Here is a 25751-nt window from a genome sequence, read left to right on the forward strand (position 1 = left end):
GTCGAGAGACCGACCGTGCTCGGCGCTGCGCGCCTCCGCGCGCTCGGTCTCTCGACACCGGCGCGCCCCCTGCGGCTCCCTCGCGGCCGGCGCGTGGGGACGGTGCGCGTTGGTGGGCCCTTGCCGGACGTCGGGCTGGGCAGGGAGGCACCAATCGGCGGCGTCAGGCCGTGTCAGCTGTCCGTACCGGTGATTCGGGTCAACAGGTCCATGAACTGGTCGCGTTCGGCCTTGGAGAGGGGCGCGAGGAGGTCGTCGTTGGCGGCGCGGGCCAGCTTCTCGCAGCGCGTCAGGAATCGGGTGCCGTCGGGTGTCAGGGACACGGCGTTCTTGCGGCGGTCCGTTGGGTCGGGGGTGCGGGTGACCAGGTTGGCGGACTGGAGGTCGTTGAGGATGCCTACGACGTCCTTGGGGTCGAGGCCGACGGTTCTGCCCAGGTCGGCCTGGGCTATGGGGGCGAGGTCGTGGATGGCCGAGAGGACGGTGTGGTGCCACACCTTCAGGCCCTCCTCGGCCAGGGCGGCGGCGACCAGGGCGCGGCCACGGGCGGCGGCGCGACCCAGGAGCCAGCTGGGCAGGGTGCGTATCGCGAGAAGGGGAGCTTCGGCCATGGCAACACACTAGGTGAAGTGTCGTTGGACTTCCCTACGATCATCTGCTTATCGTTGGGATTCCCAACGAGCCCCTGGAGGTGCGGTCGATGCGTCGCATGCGGTACGACGCCCCCGGTGCCCCCCTGGCGCGGGCTCGGGTAGGCCGAATAGCCCTCGGGAAGGTGGTGCCGCGGCACTGACGCGGCGCGCACCACCGGCAGCACTCCCCTCAGTACTCCCATGGGCCCCCATTCGCTTCTCGTGAACTGCCGATGCCACAACTACCGTCTGGTCCATGCAGGTTGGACGTGGGACGTCCAGACGGTCAGATGTCCAGATGCCTGAAGGGCAGGTCATGCCATGCCGCCAAGTCTTCGTGCACGTCTTAGATCCCCCCTCCGAGCTCTGAGACACACTCTCACCGCGGCCGCCGTCAGTACGGCGGCCGCCGCGCTGCCGAGCCCCGCCCACGCCCATCCGGCCACCAAGACGCCCCAGTTCGAGCAGCAGGTCCTGTTCAAGGCCTCGCAGGACCCCGGCTACGCCTGCTACCGGATCCCGGCGATCGTGCGCACCAACCAGGGGACACTGCTGGCGTTCGCCGAAGGTCGCGTCCTCAACTGCGGTGATGCCACCGATATCGACATCGTCGTCAAGCGCTCCACCGACGGTGGGCGTACCTGGGGCCCGCTCCAGGTGGTGAACGAGGGAGCTGGGGACACCCACGGCAATCCGACGCCCGTCGTGGACCAGGCCACGGGGCGGATCCTGCTGGCGGAGACATACAACAAGGGCCGTACGGACAGCGGGAACTGCGACGTGCCCTGCAAGCGCAGCCCGTATCTGCAGTACAGCGACGACGACGGGCGCTCCTGGTCCGAGCCGCGCGACCTGAGCGCCGAGATTCTGCCCGAGCACTGGAACTCCTGGTACGCCACCGGGCCCGTGCACGGCATCCAGCTCACCCGGGGACTGAACGCCGGGCGGATCGTCATCAGCGTCAACGGCGAGACGTGGAACGGCAGTCGGGTCACCGCGAACCATGCGGCGCTCATCATCAGCGACGACGGCGGCGACCACTGGCGGCTCGGCGCCACCGACTCCTCGGAAGTCGCCGCGGACGGCACCTTCGAGCAGAAGAACGGCGAGCTGACGCTGGCCGAGCGCACCGACGGCACGATCCTGGTCAGTGGCCGCGAGCAGGACGGCACCGCCGTCGGCCATCGCACCCAGGCCGTCAGCGAGGACGGCGGCGAAAGCTTCGAGACGCCCTTCCAGAACCTTCCCGACCTGTACGCCCCGCAGGTGCAGTGCTCGATGCTGCGGGTGAGCAGCCGCATGCTGCTGGCCTGCCCCGGCGACCCCGACCGCCGCCGGACCATGATGATCCGCTCCTCGTACGACGGTGGCGCCACCTGGGACAGCGTCGACCGCGGCAGGGTCGTCACCCGGGACTGGTCCGGCTACTCCGATCTGGTGCACATCACCGGCACCAGCGTGGGCCTGATGTACGAGGCGGGGACCGTCGACGCCCGCGACGAGATCCGCTTCGCCCGGTTCAACGAGGACTGGCTCGGCCCGCGGCGCGGCCCGGACCCCACCACCGCCGACCAGGCCCTGCTCGCCCCGGCGGCCTCCGTCCTCGGTGGTGCCACGGTGACGGAGGGCGCGTTCGACGGTGCGCTGGCCTTCGACGGCACCGACGACGCCGTACGGCTGCCGTACCACGACCGGCTCCCGCTCGGCACCAAGGACTTCACCGCCTCCCTCTGGTTCCGGCACACCGCCACGTCCGGCGAGCAGCCGCTGCTGTCGATGGGCGGCGTCGCGACCGGCCAGCCGCACATCACGCTGCGCGGCGAACCCGCCAGCAACCGCGTACAGGCCCTGATGACCGCGCGGGAGGGTCCCACGATCGTGCGCAAGGCGTCCCTGAGCACCGAGGGGGCGTACAACGACGGCCGCTGGCACCATCTGGCGCTGCGCCGCGGCGACGGGGCACTGACCCTGTTTCTCGACGGCGAGGCGATCAGCTCCGCCGATGTGCCCGGCTCGGTGAGCCGCAACTCGCCCTTCGGTGTGCACATCGGCGAGCGCATGGACAGTCGGGCCTTCTTCACCGGCGCGATCGACGACGTCCGGGTCTGGGACCGGGCGCTGACCGATGCGGAGGTCGGCGAGGTTCGTACGGACGGCACGGGGCCGGTCCTCGACACCGTGGTGTGGCTGCCCATGGACCAGGTGAACGGCAGCGGCTAACGTCGCGGCGTGCCCGACGACGTACGAGCACGACAGCGGACGGGGACCGGGCTCGGCCTGTTGCTGACCCTGGTGCTCGGGGCCGTGCTGCTCACCGCCCTCCCGGACGGCGACCGGGAGGGCGACGAAGCGTGCCCGGCCCGTACGGTGGGGTCCTGGTCGGCGGACCGCGGGCTGACCGGCGAGTTCGCCCGCTACGGCGACGACGCGTCCCGCGCGGACGACTGGACCGGCGGCGACGGCACCCACTCGGTGCGGCTGCCGGACGGGCGGTTGCTGTGGTTGTTCTCGGACACCTATCTCGGGCAGGTGTACGCGCCGCCCAATCCGGCCGGCGAGTCGCACGCCTGGCGGGACACCGCGGCGCCGCTGGTCCGCAACTCGGCGGTGGTGATGCGGGACGGGCGGCTCCAGAGCACCCTGCCCGCGCCCCTGTTCCCCGACCCGGCCCCGAACCAGTGGCGGTGGCCGGTCGCCGCGCGGGTCGAGCCGCGCTCGCCCGGTTCGTCGGAGCACGTCGTACGGGTGGTGCTGTGGGTGCGGACGGCGGGCCAGTCACCGTGGATCTACGGCGTGCCCACCGCCACCGAGGTCGCCACCCTGTCCCTGCCCGATCTGCGGGTCGAGTCGGTCGTCCCGGTGCTGGACCAGCGACTCGTCCCCGATCCTTCCCGGCGGATCCTGTTCGGCACGACGCTGGTCGAACGGGACGGCTGGACCTACGTCTTCGGTGGCGACGACGCCCAGGCCGCGTCCCGCCCGGCCTCGTCGGCGTACGTGGCGCGGGTGCCCGAGGGCAGGCTCGCCGAGCCGGGGGCGTGGCAGTACTGGAACGGGTCCGAGTGGGCGGCCGGTGGCGCGCCGCGCACGGTGCTGGGCGACGGGGTGGGCAGCGCGTTCTCGGTGGTGCGTGAGGACGACACGTATGTCCTGTTCACCATGGCGGCGGGTGCCGAGGGGCTGACGACGATCACCTCGTACTGGGCCTGCTCCCCCACCGGGCCCTGGCACGGGCCGACGCGGGACTTCAGCCCCGCGCTGCCCGACGGCCAGGTCGCCGCGTACAACCCCCAGGCCCACCCCGAACTGAGCGACGACGGGCGGCTGGTGCTCAGCTACGACGTCAACTGGCTGGACACCAACGGCGGCGCGGCGGCGCAGCTCAGCCGGAACGTGTCCCTGTACCGACCGCGATTCGTGACGCTTCGCCTGGAGCCGCCTCGCTGAGCACCTTGTCGTGCGACCGGCGCTTGGCGATCACCGCGCACACCATCAGCTGCATCTGGTGGAAGAGCATCAGCGGCAGCACGGCCAGCGCGGCGTGCGCGCCGAACAGGACGCTCGCCATGGGCAGTCCGGCGGCCAGGGACTTCTTCGACCCGGCGAACTGGATCGCGATCCGGTCCTCCCGGTCGAAGCGCAGCGCCTTGGCGCCGTACCAGGTCAGCGCGAGCATCACGGCGAGCAGGACCGCTTCCACGGCGAGCAGACCGGCCAGCCGGGCGGGGCTGACCTGGTGCCAGATGCCCTGCACCATGCCCTCGCTGAACGCGGTGTAGACGACGAGGAGGATCGATCCGCGGTCGACCAGCCCGAGCGCCTTCTTGTGCCGGGCGACGAATCCGCCGATCCAGCGGCGCAGCAGCTGCCCGGCGACGAACGGCACCAGCAGCTGGAGCACGATCTCGATCAGCGAGTCGGCGGAGAAACCGCCGGTGCTGCCCAGCAGGGAGGCCGCCAGGAGCGGAGTGGCGACGATGCCCACCAGGGAGGAGAAGGAGCCGGCGCAGATCGCCGCGGGCACATTGCCGCGGGCGATCGAGGTGAACGCGATCGACGACTGGATGGTCGACGGGACGAGTGTGAGGAAGAGCAGGCCCTGGAAGAGCGGCTCCGACAGCAGCACCGGGACGAGGCCGCGGGACGCCAGACCGAGCAGCGGGAAGATCACGAACGTACAGGCCAGGACCGTGACATGGAGCCGCCAGTGCTTGAGCCCGTCCAGCGCCTCGCGGGTCGACAGCCGGGCCCCGTACAGGAAGAACAGAAAGGCGATCGCGGCCGTGGAGGCACCGGAGGCGACGTCCGCGCCCGTCCCGCGCGCCGGGAGGAGAGCGGCGACGCCGACCGTCCCGAGCAGGAGCAGGATGTACGGGTCGATCGGCATCCAACGGGGCCAACGCAGGCGTTTCACGGTGCTCCACTAGCTCTGGTTCTCGGGCGGTGCGGGGCCAAGAGGGCCCCTCTCCATCGTCCTCCACGGCATCGTGATCGGGAATCCGTCATACCGCTCTGACTGTCATCGCGCTACGCGATAAAGCGCTACCGTGTTCCGTATGTACGAGCCCTCCCACCTGCGCACCTTCCTGGCGGTGGCGCAGACCCTGAGCTTCACACAGGCCGCCCGGCGTCTCGGGCTGCGCCAGTCGACGGTCAGCCAGCATGTGCGGCGGCTGGAGGACGCCGCCGGACGGCAGCTGTTCACCCGGGACACCCACTCCGTCGAGCTGACCGAAGACGGCGAAGCGATGCTCGGGTTCGCGCGCCGGATCCTGGAGGTGCACGAGCAGGCGACGGCGTTCTTCACGGGTACCCGGGTGCGCGGCCGGCTGCGCTTCGGTGCCTCGGAGGACTTCGTGCTGACCCGGCTGCCGGAGATCCTCGAGGGCTTCCGGCACGACCACCCCGAGGTCGACCTGGAGCTGACGGTCGAGCTGTCGGGCACCCTCCACGAGCAGCTGACCGCCGGGAAGCTGGACCTGGTCCTGGCGAAACGGCGCCCCGAGGACCCGCGCGGTGAGCTGGTCTGGCACGACGACCTGGTCTGGATCGGCGCGGAACGCCTGCGGCTGGACCCCGACCGACCGGTCCCGCTGATCGTGTACCCACCGCCCGGCATCACCCGCGCCCTGGCCCTGGAGGCCCTGGAGCGACAGGGCCGCGCATGGCGCATCGCCTGCACCAGCGGCAGCCTCAACGGCCTCGTCGCGGCGGCCCGCGCGGGCCTGGGCGTGATGGCCCACTCCCGCGGCCTGATCCCGCCCGGCCTGGTCCGCGTCCCGGACCGGGCGGGCCTGCCGGAACTCGGCCAGGTCGACTTCGTCCTGGTCCACGGCCGCCGCCGCACCTCCTCCCAAGGCGCTGCGGACGCCCTCGCCACGGCGATCCTGGCCGGCGGCGACCGACTGCACCGCCGTCAGCGCAAGGGCTTCTGATACGTCCCAGTTCTGCACGGCGAGCGCCGCGCTGAATACCTTCCGGCAGCTCGGGTATGCGCTCGGCGCGGAGTGACGAAAGCGTCCGCGCGGACGCTGACGGAGGAGAGGGCCGCGCACCGGACGTGACCTCGTCCGGTGCCGTAATCGCGTCGTACAGATTCGGTGGAGATTACGGCACCGAAACTTACTCAACCGTCAGGAAACTGTCCGACCCTTCCCCATGTGAGCGCATTTTCCGACGCTGACCAGGGCGTACCTGAGAGTCACTCCGTTTCGACCCCTCTCCCGCCCTGCTTACGCTTGGGGTAGCTTTCACGGCCTGTGCGGAGCGTCACCAGGAGCGGGGAGCGGGGTTTGCGCGAGTTCACCAACCCTCCGTTGGCGTTGGCACCGCCGGTGGGCGGTCTGGCCGATGTCGTCTTTCAGCACGCCCAGGAAGACCCGCTGCACATCGCGCTCGGCCGCAAGGACGAGCTGGACCAGTGGCGGGACGTCACCGCCGCGGAGTTCCGTGACGAAGTGCTGGCTCTCGCCAAGGGTTTGCTTGCCCGAGGCATCCGGTTCGGCGACCGGGTCGCGATCATGTCCCGCACCCGTTACGAGTGGACGCTCTTCGACTTCGCGCTGTGGACGATCGGCGCCCAGGTGGTGCCGGTCTATCCCACGTCCTCGGCCGAGCAGTGCTTCTGGATGCTGTACGACGCCGAGTGCACGGCCGCGATCGTGGAGCACGAGGACCACGCGATGACGATCGCCACCGTCATCGACCGGCTGCCGCAGCTGCGCCAGCTGTGGCAGCTGGACTCCGGCGCCGTGCAGGAGCTGTACGACGCGGGCGCCCCCATCGACGACGAGATCGTGCACCGGCACCGCCAGGCCGTCACCCCGGACTCGGTCGCCACGATCATCTACACCTCGGGGACGACGGGCCGCCCCAAGGGCTGTGTCCTCACGCACGGCAACTTCATGTACGAGGCGGACACGGTCATCGAGCGCTGGGAGCCGGTGTTCCACTCCAAGAAGGGCGACGAGGCGGCCACTCTGCTGTTCCTGCCGCTCGCGCATGTCTTCGGACGGATGGTGCAGGTCGCCGCGATCCGCGGCCAGGTCAAGTTCGGCCACCAGCCGCAGATGAACGCGGCCGCCCTCCTGCCCGACCTGGCCGCCTTCAAGCCGACGTTCTTCCTCGGCGTGCCGTACATCTTCGAGAAGGTCTTCAACGCCTCCCGCCGCAAGGCCCAGCGGGAGGGCAAGGCGGGGCCCTTCGAGAAGGCCGTCGAGATCGCCGTGAAGTACGCGGACGCCATGGAGGCCAAGGCCTGGGGCATCGGGCCCGGCCCCTCGGCCGGTCTGCGCGTGCAGCACCAGCTCTTCGACAAGCTCGTCTACGCCAAGATCCGCGCGGCGATGGGCGGCCGCATCCGGCACGCGATGACCGGCGGCTCGGCGATGGACCGGCGGCTCGGCCTGTTCTTCGCGGGCGCGGGCGTGCACATCTACGAGGGCTACGGCCTCACCGAGTCGACGGCCGCCGCGACCGCCAACCCGCCCGAGCGCACCCGCTACGGCACCGTCGGCCAGCCCATCCCCGGCATGACCGTGCACATCGCGGACGACGGCGAGATCTGGCTGCACGGCGCCAACCTCTTCCAGGGCTACCTCAACAACAAGAAGGCCACCGACGAGACCCTGCACGACGGCTGGCTCGCCACCGGCGACCTGGGCTCCCTCGACGAGGACGGCTATCTCACCATCACCGGCCGCAAGAAGGAGATCCTGGTCACCTCCGGCGGCAAGAGCGTCTCGCCCGGCCAGCTGGAGGAACGCGTACGGGACCATCCGCTGGTCTCCCAGTGCATCGTCGTCGGCAACGACCGCCCGTACATCGCCGCCCTGGTCACCCTCGACCAGGAGGCCGTCGAGCACTGGCTGTCGATGCGCGGCAAGCCCCAGATGTCCCCGGCCGAGCTGGTGCGCGACGCGGACCTGGAGACGGAGGTGCGGCGCGCGGTGGTCGCCGCCAACACGCTTGTCTCCCAGGCGGAATCGATCCGCACATTCCGGATACTCGCCCAGCCGTTCACCGAAGAGCACGGGCTGCTGACCCCGTCGCTGAAGCTGAAGCGCAAGGCGATCGAGAACGCGTACGCCAATGAGGTCGAGGCGCTGTACCGCGCGTGACGCCGGTGCGAAGGAGTTTCGAGGGATTCTCCGGTCAGGAATGCATCACGGCTCGTGATCGTTGACGATATGAGTACCACCTGACGACAACCGAAGGATCGAGAGCTCGTGAGCAGCAAGGTCCCCCCGATCATCCTCAACAACGGCGTCGAGATGCCCCAGCTGGGCTTCGGTGTCTGGCAGGTGCCGGACGACGAGGCGGACCGGGCGGTCGCCACCGCGCTGGAGGCCGGGTACCGCAGCATCGACACAGCGGCGGCCTACGGCAATGAAGAGGGCACCGGCAGGGCGATCGCCGCCTCCGGCATTCCCCGCGAGGACCTCTTCGTCACCACCAAGCTCTGGAACAACGACCACGGGTACGACTCCACCCTCCGCGCCTTCGACGAGTCCCTGGCCAAGCTCGGCCTGGACCACCTGGATCTGTACCTGATCCACTGGCCGCGCCCGGCCACCGGCAACTTCGTCGACACGTACAAGGCGTTCGAGAAGCTCCTCGCCGACGGCCGGGTCCGTGCCATCGGCGTCTCCAACTTCCTGCCGGAGCACCTTGAGCGCCTGATCGGCGAGACGTCGGTCATCCCGGCGGTCAACCAGATCGAGCTGCACCCGCACCTCCAGCAGCACGCGGCCCGCGAATACCACGCGGAGCAGGGCATCGCCACCGAGGCCTGGTCGCCGCTCGGCCAGGGCAAGGGCCTGCTGGAGGTCCCGGCGATCGTGGCCATCGCCCAGAAGCACGGCCGCACGCCCGCCCAGATCGTGCTGCGCTGGCACCTCCAGCTGGGCAACGTGGTGATCCCCAAGTCCGTGACCCCGTCCCGGATCAAGGAGAACATCGAGGTCTTCGACTTCACCCTGGACACCGAGGACCTGGCGGCGATCAGCGCGCTCAACGAGGACCGGCGGATCGGTCCGGACCCGGCCACGCTCGAGTCATTCTGAGCGGCACCGATCGGGCGGCCCGCATACGTCAGTTGGGCTGCCCGATCGGTCGTACGACCACCGTGTTGATGTCGACGCCCTCCGGCTGGCGGATCGCCCACACCACCGAGTCGGCGATCTGGTCGGCGGTGAGGAGATGGCCGGGCGGCAGACTGCCGTAGCTGTCCCAGAACGGCGTCTCCACACGACCGGGCGCGATCAGCGTCACGCCGACCCCCCACTCGGTGACCTGCCGCCGGGTGTTCTCGGCAAGCCCGGTCACCGCCCACTTCGTCGCCCCGTAGATATTGCCCGGCGTGGGCACGAACCCGGCGACACTCCCGACCAGGACGATCCGGCCCCGTGTCTCCTTCAGCGCGTCGATCGACGCGCGGATGAGCAGCGCGGGGCCGAGCACATTGGTCAGCACCATCTCCGTCCACCCGGCGGGATCACCCGCGGCGACCGAATCGTGCGTGGCGAAACCGGCGTTGGCGACGACGGTGTCAAGCCGACCGAACTCCTTGATCGTGGCCTCGACAGCGGCACGGACCTGTTCGTAGTCGCCCGCGTTGCCACTGATCGTCAACAGCCCCTCGGGATCACCGAGTTCCTCGGCGAATCCCCGCAGACGTTCCTCACCGCGACCGGTGACGGCCACCCGCTGCCCGGCACCGAGCAACTGCCGGGCCACCGCGGCGCCGATACCACTGCCACCGCCGGTGATGAGCGCGACCGGAGAGCCGTTCATGGTTTCCCCCTGTTCGTAGGTGAACAGCGGGGAGTCCATCACTTGGAGTGCTCTTGAAGTCAAGTGCCGCAGGTTCCGCGGTAGGCCGCCGAGGGGAAGTAGCGCCCCCATTCCCCCTCACTGAGCCCGCCCTTCGCCCGTGCGCACAGCTCCGCCGCCGCCTGGATCGGCTCCAACGGGCGGACCCGGGCGGGCAGATGGGCGGTGGTGATGCGCAACTCTCCGCCGCCCGAGGTGAATCGGAGGACGGTGACCGGGGCATCTCCGGCCGGCAGGGTCGCCGCGGGCCGGTCGGGCGACGCCGTCTCCCACACCTGCACGGATCCGTCGGGGGCGCTCGCCGCGAACAGCGAGCCGTCGGCGGAGAACGCGAGGGCAAGGTCGTGCGTCGTGGTGGCCACGGCCCGCAGTACGGCGATTCTGCGCCAGGTGTGCGCATCCCACAGGGTGAGGCGCCCGCTGACGTCGGCGGCGGCCAGATATCTTCCGTCCGGACTGAATGCGGCGTCCCTGAGGTAGTCCTCGCCTTCGACTCCCTTGCGCCGCTTGCCCGTTGGCACCTCGATCAGTGCGCCCTCCCAGGTCAGCGCGGTGCGCCCGGTGGCGTCGACCGCCACGGATTCGGTGCCGTGCACGGTCACCGGCGACGGCCTGTCCGGCGCCGTCGGCTTGTCGCGCCAGGCCGGGCTCATCAGTCCGTGCAGCGCCAAGGTGCGGACGACGCTGGTCCGGCCGTTCTCCCGGTAGCGCAGCACACCGTCGTCGACGTCCAGGCGGATGTCACCCGCGGTGTTCGCGACGGGGAAGGTGAGCAGCGGCTCGCGGGGGCCATCGTCCGTCGGAGCCGGGGCGTCCGTCCGCCACAGGGCCAGGGAGCCCGGGCCCCAGGTCAGGGCGTAGGCGCCGTGGAACTCCACCGTGTACGCACCTTCCGGCAGCGGCAGGCGAGGGCGCTCCCGGTCGGCCCGGAAGTCCCAGGTCACCACCCCTTCGGAAGTGCTCCCTGCCACCGCCCGGCCGTCGGGCGTGAAGGTGAGCTGCTCGCCCCCGCACAGCAGGCGTTCGGTGGCGCGGGGCGGCCGGGTGGCGACGGCGCGCTGTTCGACGACGTCAAAGACGCGCAGCCGGTCGGTCTCGTCGGTACACCAGGCGAGGTAGCGGTCGTCAGGGCTCAGCACGGGCATGGCTCCGCCCTCGTCCGCGTGGTCGTAGCGGAACAGCATCCGCTGCCGACGGACGTCCCACACTTCGAGGGTCGCCCGCCCACTGTCCGACCCGCGCACCAGGCGTCGTACGAGAAAGGTCCTGCCGCTGGGCCCGAACGCGCCGTCGGTGTCGGTCCAGGACCCGGGTGCGATACGGCGGGTGCCGCCATCGGCGACACCGGCGATCAACGCGCCGTCGCCGTCGGGCGCGCTGTACGCGACGAGCCTGCCGTCCGGGCTGACGTCGGTCACCCCGTCGGACAGGCCGGGCAGGGCGACGGAGCCGATGCGGCGATGTGCGCGTACGTCCCACTGGGCCGCCCTGTTGCGTGACACCGAGGTCAGGATGCGGCCGTCGGCGCTGAGCCAGGCGGGCGCGTCGAGCGCGCGGCCGCCGTCCTCAGGTTGGGTGAACACGTCCAGTTCGCTCTGCGCGGCCGCCGTCCGCAGGGCCTCACGGGTCTCCGGCAGATCGGCGGTGTGCCAGGCGGCGAGGGCGAGCCGCATGGCGGTGCGCGGCTGCGACGATCTGAGCGCTTCGGCCTGCGCGGCCGCCCTGCGGGCTTCGGCAGCGTCGCGCTGCCGTGCGTTGACACCGCTCTGCCGCCAGGCGGCCACCCCGGCGACGACGGCCAGGCACAGCAGGACTGCGAGTGCGGCGGCCAGCGCTTTCAGCCGGCGTGCGGCCCTGGTCGCGGCACGGCGGCCCTCTTCGTGGCGGTCGACGCTCGCGGTGAGGAAGTCACGTTCGAGTGTGCTCAACTCGTCGCGGTGGACGCCCCGTTCGGCGAACGCGTCGCGTGCCTGGGTCAGCCGCACGCCCCGGTACAGCGCTCCCGCGTCTCGGCCCAACTCGGCCCAGGTGCGGGCCGCTTCGGTCAGCCGCCGGTGCACGCGCAGCCGCTCGCGGTCCTCGTCGACCCAGGCGCGCAGCCGGGGCCAGGCGCCGATCAGGGCTTCGTGGGCGAGGTCGACCGTATCTCCGTCGACCGTCAACAAACGGGCCCGAACCAGCTGTTCGAGGACGCGGGCGGTCGTCTCGTCGGCGTCGAGTTCCGTACGGTCCACCGGGCGCCGGGTGTCCTCGGTGCCGTCGCCCGGATTCACCAGCCTCAGCAGCAGGGCCCGGACAGCGGCGGCCTCGGTGGGCGTGCAGCGGGCGTGGAGGGCCTCCGCGGTGTGGGCGACGGCGCCGTGGACACCGCCGACGGCCTCGTACGCGGCGAGGGTGAGGGTGTTCCCGGTGCGCCGTCGCCAGATCTCGCGCAGGGCGTGGGCCATCAGCGGCAGGGCGCCCGGTTCACCGCTCACGTCGGCGACGACACGGGCGGTCAGCGCGCGTTCGACGACGAGCCGGCGCACGGCGGCCGGTCGGACGATCGCCTCCCGCAGCTGAGCGGGCGGCATCGGTCCGACCAGCAGCGTGGAGTCGCGCAAGGCCTCGGCGAGCGGTCCGTGGTCGGCGCAGCGGCCGTAGAAGTCGGCCCGCACGGCGAGCACGACCCGCAGCCGGGACGCCGTGACCGCCGCGGTGAGCAACCGGTCCAGGAACCGGTCGCGTTCGGCGGAATCGGTGCAGAGGGTGAACACCTCCTCGAACTGATCGACCACGAGGAGGGTGTCGCCGGGCGCGGGGTGCGGGGTGAAGAGCGCGTCGTGGGCGCGGGCGGGGTGGGGGCCGGGGGTGAGGAGGCGGATGGCACCGGGGCGGGTCCCGGTGCCATCCGGTTCCCGCAACACCGGCGTCAGGCCTGCCCGCAGCAATGACGACTTGCCGCTCCCCGAGGCGCCCACGACGGCCGTGATCCTCGCCCGGCCGGTGAGCGTGACCAGTTCGGCGATCAGATCGTCGCGGCCGTGGAAGTGCTCGCCGTCGCCGGTGTCGAAGCGGGCCAGTCCTGGGTAGGGGCTGTCTTCCGTGTCGTCGGCGGGGCGTGTGTCGGCCGTTTCGGCGAGGGCGGTCTGCCAGCGCCGCTCCCACTCGCCGGGATCGCCGCCGCACGCGATGACGTACGCCTTGAGCACCGGCAGCGTCGGCAGCCGTTCGCCGGCTGCCGCGGCGGACAGCGTCGGCCCCGAGTAGCCGGTCCGGAGCGCCATCGCACGGTAGGTCGGCATGCCCGCCTCGTCCCGCAGCTTGCGCAGCTCGTAGGCGAACCGCTGCAGGGCCCCCTGCGCGGGATCCAGCGGTTTCTCCCGGCGCCCCATACGCATCTCCCCCTCGGTCACCGCGGCTGACCACGCTAACAACCCTGCCGCGCCAATTGATTGGCACTCGGAAGCAGGGCTGCCCATCAATTCCTCGGCGCCTGAACTCGTCGGTGCACGCCGTCGCCCCTCCCGCACGCACCGGAGTCAGCCATCGCCACCACACACGCCCCCGACCTCGTCCTGCCGCTGCCCGCTCCCCCGCTCCGCCGCTCCCACACCGCCCTCCTCGTCTGCGCCGTCCCCGTCGTGCTCTCCTTCGCCCTCGGTCTGTGGGGCGTCCGGCGCGGCGGCACGATGTGGCGCGACGAGACCGTGTCGTACGCCATGGCTCGGCGCTCGCTGTCCGATCTGTGGCCGACGCTGGCCCAGGTGGACGCCGTGCACGGGCTGTACTACCTGCTGCTGCACGGCCTGTTCCGGGTGTTCGCCGACGCGGATCCGCTGCTCGTGCTGCGGCTGCCCTCGGTGCTGGCGACCGCCGCGGCGAGCGGGACGCTGGCGCTGCTGGGCAGCCGACTGGCGGGACCGCGTGTGGGGCTGCTCGCCGGGGTCGTGTTCGCGGTGCTGCCTCCGGTGCAGCGCTACGCGCAGGAGGGGCGTTCGTACGCGCTCGTGTGCGCACTGGTCGTCTGGGCGTCGTATCTGCTGGTGCGGGCGGTGCAGACCCGCTCGCGGGGATTCTGGGCCGGTTACGGCGCCGTCGCGCTGAGTGCCTGCCTGCTCCACGAGTTCGCCGTTCTCGCCCTGGTCGCACATGTGGTGGCGCTGCCGCGAGCGGCCCGGGGCACCGGGGTGCGGGTGGCGCTCGCCGTGTGCTGCGGTCTGGCCCCGCTGGCCGTGCTGAGCGCCCGGCAGTCGGAGCAGGTGGCGTGGATCGGCGGCGTCGAGACGGGTGCGCTCGTCGGCTTCGCCGGGGTGACAGTGCTGGGGGTGGCCTGTGCGGCGCTGCTCGGTCGCGTTCCCCGCGGCAGCCAGGTCGGACTCCCCGCCCTGGCCCTGTCGCTGCTCGCCCTGCCCGCGCTCCTCCTCCTGCTGGCCACCCCCCTCAAGCCCCTCTACGTCGACCGTTACGTCCTCTACGGCCACACCGGCACCGCCCTGCTGCTCGGCGCCGCGCTCGATCGCCTCCTGCACACGCGTGGCCGGGCCCTCTGCCTGGTCGCCGCCGGGTCGGCCGTACTCGCCCTGCTCCCCCTCACCCTGGACCTGCGCACGCCGCAGAGCCGCACCGACGACGTCGCCGCCATCGCCCGGGCACTGCGTGAAACCGAAGCCGACGGTGTGGTCTACATGCCGTCACGGCGCCGCGTCTGGTCGCAGACGGCACTCAGCCCACTGCCCGACCTCGCCCTGGACCGTGACCCGGCCGCCTCGCGCACGCTGTACGGCACGGAGGCGCCCGCGTCCGTGATCCGCGCCCGTCTGCTCCACGCCACGCGTGTCGTCGCCCTGCGAGATCCTGCGGGCCAGCCCCTGGACCGGACCGCACAGGAGGAGGTCAAGCGGCAGGTGCTGGCAACGTACTTCGCCGAGTGCGGCACGCGGCGTGTCCACGGGGCGCGGATCACCGTCTACGCCCGGCCCGGCGGCTGCTGAGCCGTGCCCCCGTCAGCCAGTGCGGACGGCCGTGTGGACGGTACGGGCCGACAGGACGAAGAGGTCCGGGCGGTGGTGCACGCTCGCCTTGTCGTCGGGGTCGATGAGGCGGTCGAGGGTGGCGCGGTCGGTGGCGTCGAGGCTGTCGCCGATGGTCTCGCGGTAGCGGGAGAGGGTGGCGGCGGCGACGGTGCGTGCCCGGTCGGGGGCCGGGGCGGGCAGGTCGAGCAGGAAGCTGCGGGTGCCGGTGGGCTTCAGGCCGGCGGCGGTCATCAGGGCCGGCCAGTCCTCGGCCACGGCCACACTGCCCGGCAGCGCCGCCCGCATCTCCGTGAACCACTCCTCCTGCACGGCGTCGAGACGTGCCTGCAGGCCCGGGCGCCCGATCCCGATGTCGCGCGGCAGGTAGCGCGTGGGCAGGCCGCCCTCCACGAGCGCGAGCGTGCCGCCGAACGTCAGCCGCTCGCCGTAGGCCGCGATCGCCGCGCGCTGGTCGCCGAGGTGGTGCAGGCTGTGGCTGGCCCAGATCAGATCGGCCGGGTAGTCCAAGTCGGCCATGATGTCCGGCAGTTCACCGGCGAGCGTGCCGAAGCGGTCCGCGACGCCGAGCCGCTCCGCCCGCGCGCGGGCCCGCTCCAGCAGCGGCTCGGAGCCGTCGACGGCGACGACCCGGGCGCCGGGGAAGGCGTCGGCGAGCAGACAGGAGACGACGCCGGGTCCGCTGCCCGCGTCGACGATCAGCCCCGGCTCGGTCTGTTTCTTGCCGAGCCAGGCGAGCGCACGCTCGTGCAGGGGCGTGTACAGCTCCGCCTGTGCCTCCAGCAGCGGGGCCATCTCTGCCCAGTCGATGTCGGTGTGATCGTGATGGTGAGGGTGCTCATGCTGATGCTGGTGGTCGTGCGCCATGGTGGTCAGCCTCTCGTCCGCGTACCGCCAGCGTGCGCCGACGCACCGCTAACAGGCAATCGGAGTTGCCGCCACAGCAAAAACCACGGCTCCGAAAATCGGATGCGCCGCCTGCCGCCGGTCGCCCAGGATGGCCCCATGGACGACGTGATGGTGGAGCGGTTCCTCGAAGACGGGTTCGTGAAGATCGAGGGCGCCTTCCCGCCGCGCGTCGCCGAGCACTGCGCGCGGCTGCTGTGGCGGGAGACCGGGTACGACCCGGAGGATCCGGGCACCTGGAAGGACCCGGTGCACTGGGTCTACGACATGGCGCAGGGCCCCTTCGCGGCCGCCGCCAACTCCCCCGCCCTGCACGAGGCGTTCGACCTGCTGGTGGGTGAGGACCGCTGGCAGTCGCGCTACTCGCTGGGCACCTTCCCGCTGCGGTTCCCGCACGAGGAGGAACCGGACGACGGCCCAGGGCACGGAGGGTCCCCAGCTACGCCCCCGAGGGCGCCGAGCACCACAGCATCATCGCTCCGTAATGGATCTGATACGCTCAGTGCATCGTTTGGAGTCTAGCCAAGGCCCCAACAACTAGAGCGAGTCCCGTACTTGCTCCGGCGGCCGGGAGGGTCGTCGCCGGACAGGCATGACCTGTCAAACTCCCCGGAGCGATCCAGGGGAGAGTCTCCCGGGCTCCCTCGGGAGAGAACTCCAACTCTGCCACCCCTTCCTGGTGGTCCTGGTGCATGCCGCCCAGCCGAACCGGGGCACTCGCCCCGGTTCATGGCGCAGCCGCCGCTGCACCTGTCGGTGCCGCTGAAGCTGGAGCGGGGGCCGACGGCGACTACGCGGCGGTGGAGTTCGCGATCCGCCGGGGCCTGGCCCAAGAGAACTGACCAACCCCGGCGGCCTGCAACGCCCTAAAGGGGCGCGGGGAACTGCGCGACCAGCCACAATCAACCCGCAGCCGCAGTCATCGCACTACGACAACGGCGGGTACGCGTTCTGCATCAATTGCTGGAACTGCGCCGAGAACCAGTGCCCCGAAATCGGCGCATCCGGCAACGCACCCGACATGTTGTAGTTGTTCCGAGGATTGCCCTCATACGTCGGGTCGCACATCCGGTCGAAGCCCTTGCCCTCGGGGTTTTCGATGAACTTGCTCGACCCGTCCGACTCCCCCGGCGGCTTCATCCACACGTACGCGTCGATGCCGGAGGCCGGCGCGGCCTGCGGACGCTCGCCGAGGCCGGCGCCCGACTGGTTGCACCAGTTGCCCGGGTTCAAGCGACGGTCGTAACGGCCGCCGTCGACATACGCGTCCACGCTGGTCTGCGGACCGGGACCGGCGGGCCGTGCCGTACCGCCCCAGCCATTACGCGACGTGTCGATCAGCATGCCGATACCCGAGTTGAAGCCGACCGAGACCAGCTGCGTGCGGAAGGCCTGGGCGAAGGACAGCTCGTCGACGTACCGGTTCCAGTCGACCCACTTGGACTCGCGGACGGACTTGCCGGCCACGTTGTCGTTGATGGTGAAGTTGTTCTCCTTCAGGGCGCTGTAGTTGGCCGTGTTGGTGATGAAGCCGTGGACGTCGTTGACCGTGGCGCCCTCGGCGGAGGCCGCCTCCTTGAAGAGCTGGGCGGACGGCGCGAAGTTGTCGTCCCAGCCGATCCAGCCGTGGTGCCCGGCGTCCACGTAGTTGTAGACGTTGGGCACGTCACCGAGCTCGCTGAGCGCGTAGCCGACGCCCTTGACGTAGTTGCCGTTGGCCTTCATCACATCGCACTCCGGGGTGGCCGTCGGGCGGCTTCCGGTGTTGGTGACGAGGTTGGGCAGCGAGTCGATCTCGACGGTGGTGACGATCCGCAGCGCGGCGTACTTCGGGTCGGCGAGGATCGCGGCGATCGGGTCGATGTACTCGGTCTTGTACCGGTCGATCTCCGTCGGGCCGAGCTCACCGTTGGAGGCGAGGGCCGCGCAGTCCCGTCCGGGCAGGTTGTAGATCACCAGCTGGACGACGAGCTCGCCGCTGCCCTTCTGCGTCAGGGCCTCGTCGAGGTGGTCGCGCAGCCCCATCTTGCCGCCCGCCCCGTTGATGGCGGCGATCCGGTCGAGCCACATACCCGTCGGCTGGTTGGAGATCCGGCTGCCACCCGGCTCGGCGGCGGCGTTCGCGGACCACTCCGGGTTCACATACACCTTGGCACCCGCGTACGGGTTGTCGACCTTCGGTCCGGTCGGGTCCGGCGGATCCGTGGGGCCGCCACCGCCATCGACGTTGCAGGTCACGCCGTCGAGGGTGAAGGTCGTCGGCAGCGCGTTGCTGCCGCTGTACGAGGCGTTGAAGCCGAAGCTGATCGAACCGCCGGCCGCCAGCGTCCCGTTGTAGGACTCGTTGGCGGCGGTGACGGCGGCCCCGCTCTGACTGAACTTCGCGTTCCAGCCGTTGGTGATCTTCTGGTTTCCGGCGTACGACCACTTGACCGCCCAAGTGGACTTGGCGGCACCGTTGTTGGTGACCGTCACGGCGGTGGTGAAGCCGGTGTCCCACTGGTTCTGCACCTTGTAGTCCACGGTGCAGGGGACGGCGGCCGTCTCCATCCCGCCGGTGTCGACGGCTAACGCCGTGCCTGATGCCCCGGCGACCAGCGCCAGGGCGGCGAGCATCGCTGTTCTGGTGCGACTCATGAGTGCGGGTTTCCCTCTCGGTCGGAGATAGGGGGTGTTATCCGTTGAGGGCGCGCAAGGGCTCACGTGAGCTGTGGTTCCACCTGTTCGAGGTCCAGGTTTCGCGCACCGGCGACCTCGTAGCCGACACGCCAACTGCTCACCGCTGCCGTGCTGTTGGCGCACGGGGCCGATGAGCCGAGTAAAAGTCCTGAACGCGGGGGGTGTCGCATGAGCGAGTCCTTGCAGCTCGGGCGCGTCGTGACGGACGCGTCGACTGATGGAGTCGCTCCCACTGGTGCGAAGGAAGGTAGCGCCAAGTGTCGGTAAAGGACAGGGGATGCGCTTGACTTTTCCTCAACTGGATCCATCGAATCTTTTCGACTCTTCAAGCACCTTGACCCCCTTGATGCCCATCTCCACTATGGGAGCGCTCCCACTGGTTCAAGCCTTGACTTCTCCCGAGCCGCAAGGAGGAACCAGCACATGCCCCCCAGAAGGAGACGCCGCACCGCGCGGCGGTTATGGACCGCCGTCGTGGCGGCCCTCGCACTCCCGTTCACGATGCTGTCGACAGGCTCAACACCCGCCCAGGCTGCGGCAGTTCAGTGCAGCGTCGACTACAAGACCAACGACTGGGGCTCCGGCTTCACCGCGGACCTGACGATCACCAACCGCGGCACGGATCCGATCAGCGGCTGGACCCTGACGTACGCGTACTCGGGCAACCAGAAGCTGACCAACGGCTGGAACGGCAGCTGGTCCCAGTCCGGCCAGACGGTCACCGTGCAGAGCGCCTCGTACAACGCGACGATCGCGGCGGGAGCCGCCGCCTCGACCGGCGCGCAGTTCACGTACAGCGGCACCAACGCGGCGCCGACGAGCTTCGCGATCAACGGCACGCCCTGCACGGGCGCACATCAGCCGCCGATCACCGTGCTGACCAGCCCGACCCCGGGCGCCGTCTACTCGCAGGGTGACGCGGTCCCGCTGGCAGCCACCGCCGCGGCGGCCGACGACGCGACGATCAGCAAGGTCGAGTTCTACGACGACACCACGCTGCTCGGCACCGACACCAGCGCGCCGTACTCGCTCTCGGTCTCAAGTTTGACCGTGGGCAGTCATTCGCTGGTGGCGAAGGCGTACGACAGCCTGGGCGCGTCCGCGAGCTCCACGCCGGTCGGCATCACGGTCGCCTCGGGTCCCGCCGTGGTGGCCTCGACCAACCAACTGGCCGTGCAGCAGGGCAAGACGGGCACGTACCAGGTGAAGCTGTCGACGCAGCCGTCCGCCAATGTGACCGTCACGACGGCCCGGACGGGCGGCAACTCGGGTCTGTCGGTGACCGGTGGGGCGTCCCTCACCTTCACCCCGTCGAACTGGAACACCGCGCAGTCGGTGACCGTCACAGCGGCCTCGTCGGGCACGGGCTCGGCCACGTTCGAGTCGTCCGCCACCGGGCATGCGAAGGCCGCGGTCACGGTCACGCAGATCGCGGCGACGAAGCAGTACGACGCCCGCTTCCTGGAGCTCTACGGCAAGATCACCAACCCGGCGAACGGCTACTTCTCCCCCGAGGGCATCCCGTACCACTCGGTCGAGACGCTGATCGTCGAGGCGCCGGACCACGGCCATGAGACCACGTCGGAGGCGTACAGCTATCTGCTGTGGCTCCAGGCCATGTACGGCAAGGTGACCGGCGACTGGTCGAAGTTCAACGGCGCCTGGGAGATCATGGAGAAGTACATGATCCCCACCCACGCCGACCAGCCGACCGGCTCCTTCTACAACGCGTCGAAGCCGGCGACGTACGCACCCGAGCTGGACACTCCGAACGAGTACCCGGCCCGGCTCGACTCGTCGGTCTCCGTCGGCTCGGACCCGATCGCGGCCGAGCTGAAGAGCGCGTACGGCACGGACGACGTGTACGGCATGCACTGGCTGCAGGACGTCGACAACGTCTACGGCTACGGCAACTCGCCCGGCAAGTGCGAGGCGGGGCCGTCGGACACCGGTCCGTCGTACATCAACACCTTCCAGCGCGGTGCGCAGGAGTCGGTGTGGGAAACGGTGCCGCAGCCGACCTGTGACGCCTTCAAGTACGGCGGCCCGAACGGGTACTTGGACCTGTTCACCGGCGACGCGTCTTACGCCAAGCAGTGGAAGTTCACCAACGCCCCGGACGCCGACGCGCGTGCGGTGCAGGCCGCGTACTGGGCCGACAAGTGGGCCGAGGAGCAGGGCAAGGGCAGTGCTGTCTCCGCGACCGTCGGCAAGGCCGCGAAGATGGGCGACTACCTGCGCTACTCGATGTACGACAAGTACTTCAAGAAGGTCGGCAACTGTGTCGGGCCGTCGACCTGCGCGGCCGGCACCGGCAAGGACGCCTCGATGTACCTCATGTCCTGGTACTACGCCTGGGGCGGCGCGACCGACACCTCGGCGGGCTGGGCCTGGCGCATCGGCTCCAGCCACACGCACGGCGGCTACCAGAACCCGTTGGCCGCGTACGCGCTCAGCTCCTACGCCGACCTGAAGCCCAAGTCGGCGACGGGCCAAGCGGACTGGGCCAAGTCGCTCGACCGGCAGCTGGAGTTCTACCGCTGGCTGCAGTCGTCCGAGGGCGGCATCGCGGGCGGTGCGACCAACAGCTGGGCGGGCCGGTACGCGACTCCGCCGACTGGGAAGTCGACGTTCTACGGCATGTACTACGACCAGCAGCCCGTCTACCACGACCCGCCGTCCAACCAGTGGTTCGGCTTCCAGGCGTGGTCGATGGAGCGGGTCGCCGAGTACTACCAGCAGACGGGGAACGCGGACGCCAAGGCGGTCCTCGACAAGTGGGTCGACTGGGCGCTGTCCGAGACGACCGTCAATCCCGACGGCACGTACCAGATTCCGTCGACGCTTCAGTGGTCGGGCCAGCCCGACACCTGGAACCCGTCAAGCCCGGGCGCCAACAACGGACTTCACGTCGCTGTCGCCGACTACACCAACGATGTCGGTGTGGCCGCCGCGTACGCCAAGACCCTGACGTACTACGCAGATCGGTCCGGTGACACGGAGGCCGCGGCGACGGCGAAGGCGCTGCTCGACGGCATGTGGAGCAACCATCAGGACGCGCTGGGTGTCGCCGTCCCGGAGACCCGGGCGGACTACAGCCGGTTCGACGACGCGATCTACGTCCCGTCCGGCTGGAGCGGCACGATGCCGAACGGTGACGCGATCAACTCGTCGTCGACGTTCGACTCGATCCGGTCGTTCTATGAGGACGACCCGGCCTGGTCGAAGATCGAGGCCTACCTGGCGGGCGGAGCCGCGCCCTCCTTCACGTACCACCGGTTCTGGGCCCAGGCGGACATCGCCCTGGCCATGGGTTCGTACGCGGAGCTTCTCGAATAGTCCCCGCCGGGCGCTCCGCGGGTTGGGCCGTGTTCGGCTGCGGGTCCGTTGTGGCTGGTCGCGCAGTTCCCCGCGCCCCTGAAGGGGCGCTCCCGTGCACGGCGTTTCCGCGGAACCGCCTCAAAGCTTCGCGTGCGCGGTCTCGTCACCGGACGACGAGACCACCCCGCCGGGCGGCCCCCTCCCGCACTGGGGGTCGCCCGGCAACTCTCGCGCCAGAGAGAAAGCGCTTACCCTCCCGCCTCCGCAATCCCCCCATCCAGGAAAGGACCCCCCGTGCGAAGAACCCGCATCCTCACGGCCGTCCTGGCCCTAGCAGCCGGCCTCCTCGCCGGCACCCCGCCCGCACTCGCCTCCGACGCCATCGCCGCGAAGAAGATGTCGATCGCCGCCGACAGCTACACCTGGAAGAACGCGCGCATCGACGGTGGCGGCTTCGTGCCCGGCATCGTCTTCAACCGCAAGGAGAAGAACCTCGCCTACGCCCGTACCGACATCGGCGGTGCCTACCGCTGGCAGGAGTCGACGAAGACCTGGACGCCGCTGCTGGACTCGGTCGGCTGGGACGACTGGGGGCACACGGGTGTCGTGAGCCTGGCCTCCGACTCCGTCGACCCGGACAAGGTGTACGCGGCGGTCGGGACGTACACCAACAGCTGGGACCCCGGGAACGGCGCCGTCGTGCGCTCCGCCGACCGGGGCGCGAGCTGGCAGAAGGCGGACCTGCCGTTCAAGCTGGGTGGGAACATGCCGGGCCGGGGCATGGGTGAGCGGTTGGCCGTCGACCCGAACAGGAACAGCGTGCTGTATCTGGGGGCGCCCAGCGGCAAGGGGCTGTGGCGGTCGACGGACTCCGGTGTCACCTGGTCGCAGGTCACCGACTTCCCCAACGTCGGCAACTACGCGCAGGATCCGAGCGACACGAGCGGCTACGCCTCCGACAATCAGGGCATCGTCTGGGTCACCTTCGACGAGTCGACCGGTACGGCGGGCAGCGCCACACGGACGATCTACGTCGGGGTCGCCGACAAGGACAACGCGGTGTACCGCTCGACGGACGCGGGAGCGACCTGGTCCCGTGTCGCCGGGCAACCGACCGGCTATCTGGCCCACAAGGGCGTGCTGGACGCGACGAACGGCTATCTGTACCTCGCCTACAGCGACACGGGCGGGCCGTACGACGGTGGCAAGGGCCGGCTGTGGCGGTATGCGACCGCGACCGGTACCTGGACGGACATCAGCCCGGTGGCGGAGGCCGACACGTACTACGGCTTCAGCGGTCTCACCGTCGACCGGCAACGGCCCGGCACGGTGATGGCCACGGCGTACAGCTCCTGGTGGCCGGACACCCAGATCTTCCGCTCGACGGACAGCGGCGGGGCGTGGACGAAGGCGTGGGACTACACGTCGTACCCCAACCGCGCGAACCGCTACACGATGGACGTCTCCTCATCCCCCTGGCTGACCTGGGGCGCCAACCCGGCGCCGCCCGAACAGACCCCGAAACTGGGCTGGATGACGGAGTCGCTGGAGATCGACCCGTTCGACTCGAACCGGATGATGTACGGGACGGGTGCGACGATCTACGGCACCGAGGATCTGTCGAAGTGGGACAGCGGAGGCCAGTTCACCATCAAGCCGATGGTGCGGGGCCTGGAGGAGACGGCCGTCCTGGACCTCGCGTCACCGCCCTCGGGCGCTCCCCTGCTCAGCGCGCTCGGCGACATCGGCGGCTTCCGGCACACGGATCTCACCCAGGTCCCGCCGATGATGTACACCTCACCGAACTTCACCTCGACGACCAGCCTGGACTTCGCGGAGAGCAACCCGAACACCGTGGTCCGCGCCGGCAATCTGGACTCGGGACCGCACATCGCGTTCTCGACGGACAACGGCGCCAACTGGTTCGCGGGGACGGACCCTTCGGGCGTCAGCGGTGGCGGCACGGTCGCTGCGGCGGCCGACGGCAGCCGGTTCGTGTGGAGTCCGCAGGGCGCGGGGGTCCACTACGCGACCGGCTTCGGCACGTCCTGGTCGGCGTCGAGCGGCATCCCGGCGGGCGCGATCGTCGAGTCCGACCGGGTCGACCCGATGACCTTCTACGGCTTCAAGTCCGGGAAGTTCTACGTCAGTACGGACGGCGGCGCGACCTTCTCCGCGTCGGCCGCGGCCGGGCTCCCCTCCGGCGACACCGTCCGCTTCAAGGCGCTGCCCGGCACGAAGGGTGACGTATGGCTGGCGGGCGGCGCGAGCGACGGCGCGTACGGCCTGTGGCACTCCACCGACTCCGGCGCCACCTTCACCAAGCTGCCGAACGTCGATCAGGCCGACACGATCGGCTTCGGCAAGGCGGCGCCCGGAGCGACGTACCAGACCCTTTACACCAGCGCGAAGATCGGCGGCGTACGCGGCATCTTCCGCTCCACGGACCGCGGCGCGACCTGGACGCGCGTCAACGACGACGCCCACCAGTGGGGTTGGACGGGTGCGGCGATCACCGGCGACCCTCGGGTGTACGGCCGGGTGTACGTGGCGACGAACGGCCGCGGCGTCATCTTCGGCGACACCGCCGACAGCGGCGGCACCGACCCGACACCCACACCGACGGGCGCCTGCGCCGTCACGTACAAGGTGACCAACGAGTGGTCGGGCGGCTTCCAGGCCGACGTCCGGCTGAGCAACACCGGGACGAGTGCCTGGTCGGGCTGGTCGCTCAACTGGACCTTCCCGAACGGCCAGACCATCTCCCAGCTCTGGAACGCCGATCACACACAGTCGGGTTCAGCGGTGACGGCGAAGAACGTGGGCTGGAACGGCACCGTGGCGGCGGGCTCGTCCGTGAGCTTCGGGTTCACGGGGAGCTGGTCGGGAGCGAACGCGAAACCCGCTTCGTTCAAGCTCGGTGATCAGTCCTGCGCGATCGCCTGAAGGTATTTGACCGTCGCCGGGTCGCCCGGGAGCAGCGTCTCGATGGCCAGCTCGGCGACGGTCACGTCCATGGGGGTGTTGAAGGTGGAGATGGAGGAGATGAAGGACAGCACCCGGCCGTCGTGCTCGATGCGCATCGGGAGCGCGAAGTAGGGGACCGGTTCGGCCGGTTCCTCCCCTGTCTCCCGCACCGGGTACGCGGCGACCTCCTCGTACAGCTCCCGCAGCGGTTCGGAGCGTTGCAGCGCGATCTGCCGTTCCATCTGGGCGAGCAGATGGCCGCGCCACTCCCGCAGATTGCGGATCCGGGGCGCGAGGCCCTCCGGGTGGAGGGTCAGCCGCATCGCGTTCAGCGGCGGTACGAGCAGCGACTCGGGCAGGCCGTCGAGCAGGGCCAGGATGCCCCGGTTTGCGGCCACGACGTTGTACGTCGCGTCCACCACGAGGGCCGGGTAGGGCTCGTAGCCCTGGATGAGCTGCTCGATGCCCTCGCGCAGCGTGTCCAGCGCCGGGTCGTCCAGGGGGGTCTCCCGGTAGCGCGGGGCGTAACCGGCCGCCAGGAGCAGGGCGTTGCGCTCGCGGACGGGCACGTCCAAATGCTCGGCCAGCCGCAGCACCATCTCCTCGCTCGGCCGGGAGCGGCCCGTCTCGATGAAGCTGATGTGCCGGGCGGAGGAGTCGGCCCGCAGCGCCAGCTCCAGCTGGCTGACCCGCCGCCGCTCCCGCCAGGCCCGCAGCAGGGGACCGACGCCGTCGTCGGCGGGGAGTGCGGCGCTGTCGGACGCGAGTGTGGTCATACGACGACCGTAGTCCAGGGGCGCCGGGATGTGTCCGGAACAGATCTCCGGGCACCCGTCTGACCAGGGCGTCAAGTGCGCGGCTGTGGCACGCTGAAGAGGAACCCGGACGCCCTGGAAGGAGC

Annotated in this window: 16 protein-coding genes; 9 read left to right on the forward strand and 7 right to left on the reverse strand. The window is 70.3% G+C overall.

The genetic code is table 11. The features are described from left to right. Positions 1–173: 173 nt before the first annotated feature. A complete protein-coding gene (locus AB0I98_RS00005) occupies positions 174–611 on the reverse strand; it encodes a MarR family winged helix-turn-helix transcriptional regulator (RefSeq protein WP_362932775.1) in 438 nt (145 codons plus the stop codon). A gap of 342 nt (positions 612–953) precedes the next feature. On the opposite strand from AB0I98_RS00005, the gene AB0I98_RS00010 reads away from it, so the two are divergent. Together AB0I98_RS00010 and AB0I98_RS00015 are read left to right on the forward strand one after the other, a co-directional pair. Next, positions 954–2852: a sialidase family protein gene (locus AB0I98_RS00010; RefSeq protein ID WP_362932778.1), complete on the forward strand. Its 1899-nt coding sequence runs from the start codon at positions 954–956 to the stop codon at positions 2850–2852. 9 nt (positions 2853–2861) lie between these two features. Beyond that, positions 2862–4079 (forward strand): DUF4185 domain-containing protein, encoded by a 1218-nt coding sequence (locus AB0I98_RS00015; protein WP_362932781.1) that lies wholly within the window; start codon positions 2862–2864, stop codon positions 4077–4079. On the opposite strand, the gene AB0I98_RS00020 is transcribed toward AB0I98_RS00015, so the two are convergent. Then, complete coding sequence (locus AB0I98_RS00020) at positions 4015–5019, reverse strand: bile acid:sodium symporter family protein (protein WP_362933739.1); 1005 nt, start codon at positions 5017–5019, stop codon at positions 4015–4017. The genes AB0I98_RS00015 and AB0I98_RS00020 overlap by 65 nt on opposite strands. 169 nt (positions 5020–5188) lie before the next feature. Here AB0I98_RS00020 and AB0I98_RS00025 point away from each other — a divergent pair, with 169 nt between their 5' ends. The 3 genes from AB0I98_RS00025 (at position 5189) to AB0I98_RS00035 (ending at position 9196) form a co-directional block, all read left to right on the forward strand. Continuing rightward, the gene (locus AB0I98_RS00025) at positions 5189–6067 is read left to right on the forward strand and encodes a LysR substrate-binding domain-containing protein (RefSeq protein WP_362932784.1); all 879 of its coding nucleotides are present in this window, start codon (positions 5189–5191) and stop codon (positions 6065–6067) included. A 357-nt stretch (positions 6068–6424) separates the two neighbouring features. Then, a complete protein-coding gene (locus AB0I98_RS00030) occupies positions 6425–8251 on the forward strand; it encodes an AMP-dependent synthetase/ligase (protein ID WP_362932787.1) in 1827 nt (608 codons plus the stop codon). A gap of 108 nt (positions 8252–8359) precedes the next feature. Then, the gene (locus tag AB0I98_RS00035) at positions 8360–9196 is read left to right on the forward strand and encodes an aldo/keto reductase (RefSeq protein WP_362932790.1); all 837 of its coding nucleotides are present in this window, start codon (positions 8360–8362) and stop codon (positions 9194–9196) included. Positions 9197–9224: 28 nt separating this feature from the next. On the opposite strand, the gene AB0I98_RS00040 is transcribed toward AB0I98_RS00035, so the two are convergent. Both AB0I98_RS00040 and AB0I98_RS00045 read right to left on the reverse strand, forming a co-directional pair. Next, the gene (locus AB0I98_RS00040; RefSeq protein WP_362933742.1) at positions 9225–9926 is read right to left on the reverse strand and encodes an SDR family oxidoreductase; all 702 of its coding nucleotides are present in this window, start codon (positions 9924–9926) and stop codon (positions 9225–9227) included. 59 nt (positions 9927–9985) lie between these two features. Next, positions 9986–13339, reverse strand: a complete 3354-nt coding sequence (locus AB0I98_RS00045; RefSeq protein ID WP_362932793.1) for a hypothetical protein — start codon at positions 13337–13339, stop codon at positions 9986–9988. Between the two features lie 249 nt (positions 13340–13588). On the opposite strand from AB0I98_RS00045, the gene AB0I98_RS00050 reads away from it, so the two are divergent. Beyond that, on the forward strand, positions 13589–14938 hold the full coding sequence (locus AB0I98_RS00050) for a glycosyltransferase family 39 protein (RefSeq protein ID WP_362932796.1): 1350 nt from the start codon (positions 13589–13591) through the stop codon (positions 14936–14938). Between the two features lie 12 nt (positions 14939–14950). On the opposite strand, the gene AB0I98_RS00055 is transcribed toward AB0I98_RS00050, so the two are convergent. Next, complete coding sequence (locus AB0I98_RS00055; protein ID WP_362932799.1) at positions 14951–15844, reverse strand: class I SAM-dependent methyltransferase; 894 nt, start codon at positions 15842–15844, stop codon at positions 14951–14953. 138 nt (positions 15845–15982) lie between these two features. On the opposite strand from AB0I98_RS00055, the gene AB0I98_RS00060 reads away from it, so the two are divergent. Beyond that, complete coding sequence (locus AB0I98_RS00060) at positions 15983–16405, forward strand: hypothetical protein (protein WP_362932802.1); 423 nt, start codon at positions 15983–15985, stop codon at positions 16403–16405. A 405-nt stretch (positions 16406–16810) separates the two neighbouring features. On the opposite strand, the gene AB0I98_RS00065 is transcribed toward AB0I98_RS00060, so the two are convergent. Further along, positions 16811–18520 (reverse strand): glycoside hydrolase family 6 protein, encoded by a 1710-nt coding sequence (locus AB0I98_RS00065; RefSeq protein WP_362932805.1) that lies wholly within the window; start codon positions 18518–18520, stop codon positions 16811–16813. A 465-nt stretch (positions 18521–18985) separates the two neighbouring features. Between AB0I98_RS00065 and AB0I98_RS00070 the strand changes: the two genes are divergently transcribed. After that, positions 18986–21901, forward strand: coding sequence for a glycoside hydrolase family 48 protein (locus AB0I98_RS00070; protein WP_362932808.1), 2916 nt, complete (start codon positions 18986–18988; stop codon positions 21899–21901). Positions 21902–22177: 276 nt separating this feature from the next. After that, positions 22178–24829, forward strand: coding sequence for a cellulose binding domain-containing protein (locus AB0I98_RS00075; RefSeq protein WP_362932811.1), 2652 nt, complete (start codon positions 22178–22180; stop codon positions 24827–24829). Here the strand turns inward: AB0I98_RS00075 and AB0I98_RS00080 are convergent. Then, positions 24808–25626: a helix-turn-helix transcriptional regulator gene (locus AB0I98_RS00080; protein WP_362932814.1), complete on the reverse strand. Its 819-nt coding sequence runs from the start codon at positions 25624–25626 to the stop codon at positions 24808–24810. The two genes, AB0I98_RS00075 and AB0I98_RS00080, sit on opposite strands and share 22 nt — an antisense overlap. Positions 25627–25751 lie beyond the last annotated feature (125 nt).

The sequence above is a fragment of the Streptomyces sp. NPDC050211 genome (genome assembly GCF_040656035.1).
GTDB lineage: Bacteria > Actinomycetota > Actinomycetes > Streptomycetales > Streptomycetaceae > Streptomyces.